General features: G+C 46.0%; 2 protein-coding genes. Both read right to left on the bottom strand.

Translation table 11 applies throughout. The features are described from left to right. Nucleotides 1-133: 133 nt before the first annotated feature. Nucleotides 134-901, bottom strand: coding sequence for an IS21-like element helper ATPase IstB (istB, locus tag J2T13_RS26265; protein ID WP_429375664.1), 768 nt, complete (start codon nt 899-901; stop codon nt 134-136). Next, nucleotides 901-1,181 (bottom strand): hypothetical protein (locus tag J2T13_RS26260; RefSeq protein ID WP_429375662.1); only part of this gene is annotated, 281 nt, incomplete at its 5' end. The genes istB and J2T13_RS26260, both read right to left, overlap by 1 nt.

Raw genomic sequence — 1,181 nt, 5'->3', positions numbered from 1 at the left:
TGTATATGTCAATCAAAATGTTGACCACCTTGCTAACCCAATAGTTGACCACCCTGGCAGAAAAAAATGGGCACTTGTAGGTGCCAGTGTGAGTGGAAAGAGTTCTATCCGTAAGCAACATGAGTCAGCATGCTCATAGAAGAACTTCCTTTCCTCTTTCTTCCATAGTTTGACGGAAACGAAAAGATTCGCAGTCAAATAGAAGAATATGAGAATGGTGTGTAAGTCGATCAAGGAGGGCTGTGGTTAAGGCGGGGTCGCCAAACACGTCCACCCAGCGAGAGAATTCTAGGTTTGAGGTGATGATGATACTATTTTGCTCATAACGATGAGAGATGAATTGAAATAGTAACTTACCACCTTCGCCAAGCGGAACGTAACCAAGCTCATCCAATATGACCAGATCGAACTTATTCCAACTCTTTAGAAACCGGGGCAATCGGTACTCCGACTGCGCCAGCTGTAAATCTTGAAGCAGTTGCATCACGGATACAAATCGAACACGGTAGCCTTCAAGCATCGCGCCCATCCCTATGGCTGTCGCAATGTGGCTTTTACCCGTACCTGGTCTGCCGATGCAGATCACATTCTCTTTCCTTGTAATGAAGGCTCCTTGAGCGAGCTGTTCAACCTTCATCTTAGGTAGTTTCGGGATCAGTGCGAACTGGAATTCTTGCAATGTCTTAGGTTTGGGGAACTTGGCTTGACGCAGGAGCCCTTGTTGTCTCAGTTCCTGCTTTTTCAAAACCTCGTGTTCAAGACAAGAGGTTAGGAATTGAAGATGATCGGCATTTTGCTCAAGTGCCTCTCGTAAGAGACTCGGGTATTGCTTAAGTAGTCCAGGCATACGAAGTTGGCCACAAGCAATACCCATTCTAGCTTCCATTAATGTGTCCGTCATTAGATCACCTCCTGAAGTAGTTGGTCATACTGCGCAGCATGTACCGTCGTGGTCATCACTTCTGTTGTTTCCGTAATAGTAAGGTCAACTGGGGATAACCGTTGCCGTAGTCCGGCTGCAGTTACATCTGCAATATTCATTGTTTCGAGTGTTGCGGCTACCTCAGACAAGGAATGTTCCCGAAGAAGAAGTAGAATGGCTAGAAAGTCCTTATATCCTCGGCTATGGGCTGCAACCATTTGTTCTCGAACCTTGCCAAATATGGATGGAAGTTGTCTCA

It is taken from the genome of Paenibacillus sp. DS2015 (assembly GCF_050433705.1).
Classification (GTDB): domain Bacteria; phylum Bacillota; class Bacilli; order Paenibacillales; family Paenibacillaceae; genus Paenibacillus_AQ.
The sequence above is the reverse complement of the archived record's forward strand: the minus strand, read 5'-3'. Positions and strand labels throughout refer to the sequence as shown.